The sequence below is a fragment of the Wolbachia endosymbiont of Drosophila bocki genome, from assembly GCF_028982005.1.
Classification (GTDB): Bacteria; Pseudomonadota; Alphaproteobacteria; order Rickettsiales; family Anaplasmataceae; genus Wolbachia; species Wolbachia pipientis.
Genome location: NZ_JAPQLG010000006.1, coordinates 1 through 8,540, shown reverse-complemented (window position 1 = coordinate 8,540; position 8,540 = coordinate 1). Strand labels below are relative to the sequence as shown.

The 8,540-nt window shown below is 35.5% G+C and carries 5 protein-coding genes; 1 reads left to right on the top strand and 4 read right to left on the bottom strand.

Annotation, left to right across the window (positions count from 1 at the left end; all coding sequences use genetic code 11):
- The first annotated feature begins 489 nt into the window (after positions 1-489).
- Entirely contained in the window at positions 490-2,295 is a 1,806-nt protein-coding gene (gene sdhA, locus OZD61_RS00090; protein WP_274979384.1) for a succinate dehydrogenase flavoprotein subunit, read from the top strand.
- Here the strand turns inward: sdhA and OZD61_RS00085 are convergent, their stop codons facing one another.
- The 4 genes from OZD61_RS00085 to OZD61_RS00070 form a co-directional block, all read right to left on the bottom strand.
- Positions 2,296-4,377: an ankyrin repeat domain-containing protein gene (locus tag OZD61_RS00085; RefSeq protein WP_274979383.1), complete on the bottom strand. Its 2,082-nt coding sequence runs from the start codon at positions 4,375-4,377 to the stop codon at positions 2,296-2,298.
- Between the two features lie 295 nt (positions 4,378-4,672).
- Positions 4,673-5,278, bottom strand: a complete 606-nt coding sequence (gene gmk, locus OZD61_RS00080; protein WP_065095341.1) for a guanylate kinase — start codon at positions 5,276-5,278, stop codon at positions 4,673-4,675.
- Entirely contained in the window at positions 5,262-7,067 is a 1,806-nt protein-coding gene (locus OZD61_RS00075) for a pentapeptide repeat-containing protein (protein ID WP_274979382.1), read from the bottom strand. The genes gmk and OZD61_RS00075 overlap by 17 nt, the downstream gene beginning before the upstream one ends.
- Positions 7,060-8,253 carry an ankyrin repeat domain-containing protein gene (locus OZD61_RS00070; protein ID WP_274979381.1) on the bottom strand — a complete coding sequence of 398 codons (1,194 nt, stop codon included), beginning with the start codon at positions 8,251-8,253 and terminating at the stop codon, positions 7,060-7,062. Before OZD61_RS00070 ends, OZD61_RS00075 begins: the two co-directional genes overlap by 8 nt.
- Positions 8,254-8,540 lie beyond the last annotated feature (287 nt).

Sequence of the window (8,540 nt, the reverse complement as noted above, 5' to 3'; positions counted from 1 at the left end):
TTTAAAACATAAAAAACGCCAATATTTTAAAGCGGATAATAACCACGGGGCTTCTTTTGCCTTTTTTTTCGTTTGGTAAATTTCTTAATGTTTATAGCTAAAAGAGCCCAAGAGAGGCGTCATTCCAGTGCCTCTGTGATGTCATTCCAGTGCTTGACACTGGAATCCAGTTTTCCATATAATCTCATCGAAAACGTCGTATTTTAACATAAAACAGCTACTTTTATACTCACCAACTTAATAAAATTCCTGGATGCCAGTGTCAAGCACTGGCATGACACCCTATTAGTAGCACAATGTTCGTACAGCTGTACGTGTGACCAGAAAAAACATAGACCCCAAGTGTCAGCTACTTTCATGACACCCCGACAACCGTCATCCCGCTACTTGTTAGCGCCGCGGCGGCATGACGTCTTAACTATAGAAAACTTGTATAGATTTTTTCTACTTCTGTGATATCATAAGCCTGTAATGATAAAATAAGTAAATATGGATAAGTCAGCGTATGAGATCATAGAACATGAGTATGACGTGGTAGTAGTAGGTGCAGGTGGAGCAGGGCTCAGAGCAACGCTTGGGATGGCTGCAACTAATTTTTCAGTTGCCTGCATTTCTAAAATTTTCCCTACACGAAGTCATACAGTTGCAGCACAAGGCGGAATTAGTGCAGCTTTAGGTAATATCGGTGAAGACGATTGGCGCTGGCATGCATATGACACAATAAAAGGTTCAGACTGGCTTGGTGATCAAGATGCAATAGAATATATGTGTAAAAACGCTGCTAAAGCTGTTATTGAACTTGAAAATTTTGGCGTACCTTTTTCTCGTACAGAAGATGGCAAAATATACCAGCGTTCCTTTGGTGGAATGACAACTCACTTTGGTAAAGGAAAATCAGCGCAGCGCACTTGTGCGGCAGCAGATAAGACTGGGCATGCAATCCTTCACACTCTATATCAGCAGTGTCTTAAATTCAACGCTGAATTTTTTGTTGAATACTTTGTGATTGATTTAATTATGGATAGCGAAACCGGAGCATGCTGCGGAGTTCTTGCTTGGTCGCTATGCGACGGCACATTACATAGATTTCGTGCGCATAGAGTGGTGTTAGCAACAGGTGGATATGGGCGTGTTTATTTCTCTGCAACAAGTGCGCATACCTGCACAGGTGATGGTAATGGCATGGTAGTAAGGGCTGAATTACCACTTGAAGATATGGAATTTGTACAATTTCATCCAACAGGAATATATGGCTCAGGGTGCCTGATGACAGAAGGATGCCGTGGTGAAGGGGGGTACCTCGTTAATTCTCAGGGCGAGAAGTTTATGGAACGTTACGCACCAAAAGCAAGAGATTTAGCTTCCCGTGATGTGGTAAGTCGCGCAATAACAATTGAAATTAGAGAGGGAAGGGGGGTTGGACCAAAAAAAGATCATATGTATTTAACTATAGCGCATCTTGATCCGGAAGTAATAAAACTCAGATTGCCGGGCATCAGCGAAACCGCAAGAACTTTTGCTGGAGTTGATGTCACTAAAGATCCAATACCGGTCATTCCGACTGTTCACTATAACATGGGTGGCATTCCAACCAATTATTATGGAGAAGTGATCACGCTGAAGCAAGGTAAGGAAGAAGTGGTAGATGGACTATTTGCAATTGGAGAAGCTGCATGTGTTTCTGTGCACGGTGCAAATCGACTTGGTTCTAACTCGCTTCTTGATCTTGTGGTTTTTGGTAGAGCTGCAGCGCTCAGAGCAAGAGAGAAAGTAAAATCCGGTACACCACATAAAAAATTGCATTCAGACTGCACAGACTGGATAGTAGATAGATTTAATAAAGTGCGATTTGCCTCCGGTGGGCTAAAAGTAGCAAAAATACGCAGCGAAATGCAGAACACTATGCAAAAGTACGCATCAGTGTTCCGTGTTGCTGAAGTTTTAGAAGAAGGCAAAAAAGCTATAAAAAAGGTAGCAAAAATGATGCCTGATATTTCACTTGAGGATCGCAGTATGATGTGGAATAGTGATTTAGTTGAAGCACTGGAGCTTGCTAACATGATCCCACAAGCGGTTATTACCATGGAATGCGCAGCTAATCGCGAGGAAAGCAGAGGTGCCCATGCTCGTGAAGACTTTCCTGAACGTGATGACAAAAACTGGATGAAGCACACTATAGCGTGGCTTGAAGAAAAGAAAGGGCAAATTAACGTAAAAATTGATTATAAAAAAGTGGCTGAAAAAACTCTGAGCGGTGAGATTGATTTCATAGCGCCAGAGAAGAGGGTTTACTAGTTACACTATCCCTACACAATTTTTCAACGAGTTCATTATTGATATGGCACTCATTTTAGTGTCTGGAGGACTCTCAGTATGCTCTGATTGATTTGGTGACTCTTGTACTGCTTGATTTTTAGTCTCATTCCTTAAATTCTGTTGATCATTATTAACAAGGTTCTTCGAAGCTTGATTCTGCTCTGTTGTTGAATTAGAGCGGTTTTTGTCGTTAAATGTGTCCTGTGCTTTGTTGGTTGATTTTTCAAAAAGTTTCTTAATACCACTAAATCCTAAAGTTAAAGTAAGGCATATAACTCCAGCAGTAGCTATGATAGGAATGGCTGCTCCAATTGCCATTTGACCCTGAAAGAAAGCAAATGTTACCATTGCAATAACAGTAATCGTTATCGTGATTGCTAACAATTCGCGGGTCCTTTTTGCTGGATCTATGAATCCTGCTACAGCAGATCCTGTTTTCTTTATAGCAGAATCTAGCTTTTTAATGCCAGACTTGCATTTTTTCGAAGCAGTTCCACAGTGGTATTTTTCTTCAAGCTTCTCTTTTAGTTCTTTAGCTTTCTCCTGTGCTTTCTGTGGAGTCCCTGAATAATCTTTTAGATCTCGTAAAGTTAAATAGTACTTTTTAGTATGGAATTTTGGATTTTTCAGCTCCAGAGAACAGGGATCAGCGCCTATTTCTAGCAGCATTGTACAAAATTTTGTTGTATTGTCATAAGCAGTTGCTGTATCAAAAATTGTTCCTTGCAATAGGTGTTCGATACTTCTTTTTTCTGCTTTGTTCTTTAATGCCAATTCTAGGGGTGTGTTCCCTTCTCCATTCTTAGCATTTATAGCTTTACCTAATTTATCTTTAGATATTGTTCCATTTTTTACTAAACCTAAAATCAATTCCAAACATGTAACTTTTTGTTCTCCTTTGAATGAAGCAATATAGTGCAGAGCATTTTTTCCATCTTTATCTTGCACAGTAATATCTGCCCCTTTTTGCAATAACTCTTCAAAACGTTCTTTATCATTATCTTTAATTGCTAAATGTAATTGATAATTATCATTACTATCTGGAGTATTTATGGTACGTGGTATAATTTCTTTAATTTTTGCTTCTGTATTGATTCTTATTTCTGGCTTTAATTTAGATTTCTTTCCTTGCTCTGCTAATTTTTCTAAGAAATTACGATAGTATGTCTTTTGCTCTTCTTTTAAGTCTTGTAATTTTTTTGTAGATAATCCTAAATTATCAGAGCTGGCCCCATGCTCTAACAATTTTGTAAGAAACTTAAGTGTGTTATCGTTATCTTGGATTGTATGAGACTCATGTTTTTCTTTTGTTACCTTGTTAATTAGTGCTGCCTGAAAAGGGGTCTGATTTTCACTATCAACAAGTTGTGCTAAATCTTCCTTGGTGACCGTTTTTATTAGGGTACCCAGAAACTTGCATTTCTGTTTCTTTTCCAACGACGCAATGAGGTGTAAAATATTTTTCCCTTCTTCAGCTTTTATGCTGCTAATATCCGTACAATCTTTTAGATATTTTCTAAATTTCCTGTTATTTCCATTTTTGATCGCTTTTAGTAGTAGAGCATTGTTATTTGTTATTTCGTTGCTTATTTCTACTTCATGATCATCTTCAACATCACTGCCGTAGCCACTCTCTGTTTCGCTGTCCCTACGGTTGTGGGTAAAACAATATCTGCTATTATAAGTAATTTCTGAAATTGCTTGCTTTACTCGCTCTTTTGTTTCATTTGATATTTTTTTCGATCGTTCTATTGCTTTATCTAGCACTGGAAGGAAGCATTGGACATAATACCTATAATATTTTTCTTGTTCTCTAAGTGATTCTTCTAATTTAGTTAATACTTCAGAGCTAGCACCTTCCTCAAATAACCTTTTACACTTCTTGAGGGTTTCATCTTGACCTCTTGGTTTTTCACGCTTGTGTTCTTCTTTTTTTACCTTTCTCTCTATAATGCCATATAATTGTTCGTCTTTTCTATCCTGCTCTTGCTTTTTATTTTTATCTATGCATTCACCTAATTTATCTGCATTAGTAGTTAGTGCAGTTATATCTATACCCATACTAAAACCTCAATATTAAAAGCTATTTAAGTTGTCAGCACTAAACTAACAACCAAGAAGTTTGACTTTTAAATTGAGCTAAACGTTGTATATGTGATCAAAATATAGGTGGAAAGGCAGAAAATTAATTTCTGTGAGAAAATTTTCCGTCATAGTTAAACCTCACTTGAACAGTTGTCTACTATTTTAACCATTTTGTCTTAAAAAATAATAAATATAGCTAAACTGCGAAACGTGCTATTGGCTAAAATAGGATAAGAAACTATAGCTGCAAATATCCAAATTGATGTTTTTATCAGTCTTCCAGACTTGGTTTTTCTTTTAGTTTTTTAAGTCTTTCTTTATTTAGTATGGAGCTTATCTCTTCTACACTTTTATCAATATCATCATTGATTATTACATAATCATATTTATCACGTTTGCTTATCTCTTTTTGAGCTTCGGCTAATCTGCGCTCTATTTCGCTTGCATCATCACTATTACGCTTTTGCAAACGCAACCTAAGCTCTTCCATTGAAGGGGGAAGTATAAAAACACTCACAACTTTTTTTCTCATGAGCTTGAATAAGTGAAATGCTCCTTGCCAGTCTATGCTTAGTAAAACGCTTATTCCACTGCTCAGGTTTTGCTCTATAAAATCTCTTGGTATACCATAAAAATTCTCAAAAACTTTGGCGTATTCAAGCATCTGACCAGCTTCGCATAACTCGTGAAATTTTTCTTCGGTAACGAAAAAATAGTCTTTTCCATTTATTTCGCCGGGGCGAGGCTTGCGTGTAGTCATAGAAACAGACCTAACTAAATTAGTTGATTGCTCAAGTAATTTTGCTGATATAGTAGTTTTTCCAGCTCCAGAAGGGGAGGATAGAACCAATAATACGCCCTCACTTTTTACGGTCATTTTTCTTTGCATTTTTTAACATGGTGCTTTTTGGATCAGAGTTTAAAAAGCTAGAACCTTCTAAATTAGAATTTGATAAGTTGGTGCCAATAAGAGAAGAGTTATCAAAGACAGTATAGCGCAAATCGGTTTTTTCAAAATTTGCCTTATTCAAATTAACGTTTACAAACTTTGCTCTACTCAATGTTGAATTAGAAAAATCAGCATTTTCTAAATTCATATCCTTAAATTCAAAGTAAGAATAATTTACATTAAATTTTTCACCCTGTGATATTTTCTCTTGCAAATCTTCAATTGAAGTTATAGCATTTTCTGAACCTGTGAGTTTCTCCTGCCCTTGATTGTCAATCAAAATTGAATTATCAAATTTGCAACCTGTTAGGTGAACATCAGCAACTGAACTTTTATATATGCTTGAAGAGTGAAAAGACATATCACTAATTGTTGAATTACTCAAATTGCTAAGAAAAAAGCTAGTTTTCCTAAAGGCATTAGCGTGAAGCAAAGAAGATCTGAAATCGCTTTCAATAAAATTTGAATTAGTTACTTTTAAATTGGACCAGCTCGAATTATCAGCTAATAAATTAAAGAATGTTGAATTTTCTATTTCACTGGAACCAATATTATGGCGAGAAAGTGTACTGTTATAAACTTGAGAGTCTTGGATTTTTATCTTATATATTGAAGTTGTAGAAAGGTCTGAATCTTCTATCTTCGCAGAGGTGAATAGTGAATGGTCAAAAAATGAGCCATTCATGTTAGAATTCGCAACTTTAGTATTATGAAACTTTCCGTGACGAATGTCAGCATTAGAGACATTAACTTGATGCAGTTCACTAAAACTAAAATCAATATTGGATAAATCAGCATCCTGAAGATTTGCTTCAGAAACATATGTATGCTTTATCTTGGAACCATTTAGTATAGATTGAACAAAACTTGAATTATCGTCATTCACATAGGAAATTTGTGTGTTGCTTAAATTAGTTTCGTCGAAGTTACTGTTAATTATGATAGAAGAATTAAGGTAGGCAGCGGAAAGATTGCTACCTGTAAAGTCTGATTCTTTTAACTCTGCACCATATATGTTAGCATTTTTTAATGAAGAAAATTGTATCTTTAATTTATATGCATCCACTCCAAAGAAACTTGCATTATCAAGGTTGTTTTTCTGCATAACAGTATCGTTTATTTCACTATCACTAAAATTTACGTGGCTAACATTCGAGTTTGATAAGTTGGAGAAATTCATTTTCACATTCGAGAAATTAGTATGCAAACCAATTACGTTGTGCATACTCACTTTTTTGAGATCGGAACTGATAAAATCAGCATAACTAACATTAGACTGATCAAATACGATATCTGTTAAGTTTGCAGAAACAAATTTTGTAAAACTCAAATTTGTACCTTTTATTTTAATGCCATGTAAATTAGCATTGGAGAAATTAGCACCACGTAAATCAACATCAATGAAAGACACGTCGGATAAATCGGTGTTAGAAAAATCAGCACCAATCAGACTTACTCCATCAAAAACAGATTTACTTAGGTACAGTTGGTTAAAATTAGCTCCATTTAAGTTAGAACCAAAACCTTTCTTAAAATCTTCTGGCACGCCCTCTTTGTGGCACTGCACCAAAAATTCAGCAAAGTCTTTTTTACTGTAAGATACGTATTTTGCATCACGCAAAGCGTTTAAAAAATCACTAATCTGATTTTTTTCATCATTTGTTTCGTTTCCATAACATAAATGACCAACTAAAATTAATATCAAAAATCTAATCATCTTGCTTATCGCACTGTATTTCTTTCGTTTTCACAGCCCAATCGTACATTGCTGAGCTTTCTTTATTGTCTATTTTTCTATCCTCCAAAAGATGTGGCATCATTTCGGCAATCGCATTTATTATATTGATCTGCTTTTTTTCGATTGCTATATCAATTGGGGATTGAAAATTATTGTTAACTACTCTAAGATCAGCACCTTGTAATAAGAGAAAGCGCACTATGTCTACCTCGCCTTGTTTAACTGAATAAGTGAGAGGAGTATCACCCAATTTATTTCTAAACCTTAGTATCTCTTGAATTGTTAATCCAATTTTTTCCAGCTTACCTATTACTCCTCTTAAGCAAGTTAAGTTGTTCTTCTTAATGCAGTAAAAAAATTGCTTACTGTAATCATCAATAAACACAGTTGTAGGAAGATGCTCATTAAGGCTATCATATTGTCGTTTATATACTGACTTGCTTTGTATGTCTTTATGACCCCATTCTTTTATTGGTTCTCTGTTTAGCTTTGTCCATTTTTGTAAACTTTTCTTTTCACTTTGCTCTTCTTCATCTTTTTTAGTTATAGGTTTTACTCTATTGCGGTCCTTGGAATTACTGTTTGTTTCTTTCACTTTTTTTTCTTCAGACTGATTCTCTACTTTTTCTTTTTTTCCCCCTAATAATTGACTCGCATCACTTTTTGAAAGTTCATTATCCTTTATATCAATCTTCTGATCAGCTTGTAGATTTTTTTGCGGGTTAGCTGTATTCTCATTTAAATCAGCACTTAAAGGCAAAGGCTCTGGTTTCAAATCTTTATTCACTTCTTTATTGGCCACATTTGGTAAATTTTGAGCAAATTTGTCTGTGCTTCCTTCTAGCTGGTCATTTGGCAAATCTTTATCAATCCTTTCACCTTCACTTATAGTTTTTTCAACCACGAAAGCTCTGTTCTCGTTGTGTTGCAGTTTCTCTTTATCGGTAGTGCCGTCTAATCTTTTGCTCTCAGCCTCTTGTGTTTGTTTAGCATCGACGTTGCTTTTTAACTCATCTTTTTGATTTGTGCTATCTTGCTTCCTTACACCTACATTTTCGTTTTTATGAACTGATTCAATTTTCTTTTCTTCAAATTGCTCTACAGCAAATAGGCTCAGTGATCCGAATACAACAGCTAATAATATAAAATATAAAATATTTTTCATAAATACCCCAAGCGTAAGCTTAATTAAAATGATACTATAATCAAATGATTAATCTACAGTAAAAAATGCCTTAGGATTTAATTTATAAAAAAACAATAGATTTTTTGTATCTGTTCAGGGGCATCGCAAATATTGAAGCAAAGTGGTCAGTGCTTACTGTACGAACATTGTGATTTGAGAGCAATCTCCGCTAGGGAGGATGTCATCCCAGTGCCCAGACACTGGGATGGCTTTGTTGCATAGGAACTGAAAAAATCTGGTGGCTACTGACAAAATTCATTATAAAA

Bases quoted from the DNA above. Each gene is read 5' to 3' on its own strand.
- sdhA (WP_274979384.1), top strand. From the start codon at position 490: ATGGATAAGTCAGCGTATGAGATCATAGAACATGAGTATGACGTGGTA.
- OZD61_RS00085 (WP_274979383.1), bottom strand. From the start codon at position 4,377: ATGGGTATAGATATAACTGCACTAACTACTAATGCAGATAAATTAGGT.
- gmk (WP_065095341.1), bottom strand. From the start codon at position 5,278: ATGACCGTAAAAAGTGAGGGCGTATTATTGGTTCTATCCTCCCCTTCT.
- OZD61_RS00075 (WP_274979382.1), bottom strand. From the start codon at position 7,067: ATGATTAGATTTTTGATATTAATTTTAGTTGGTCATTTATGTTATGGA.
- OZD61_RS00070 (WP_274979381.1), bottom strand. From the start codon at position 8,253: ATGAAAAATATTTTATATTTTATATTATTAGCTGTTGTATTCGGATCA.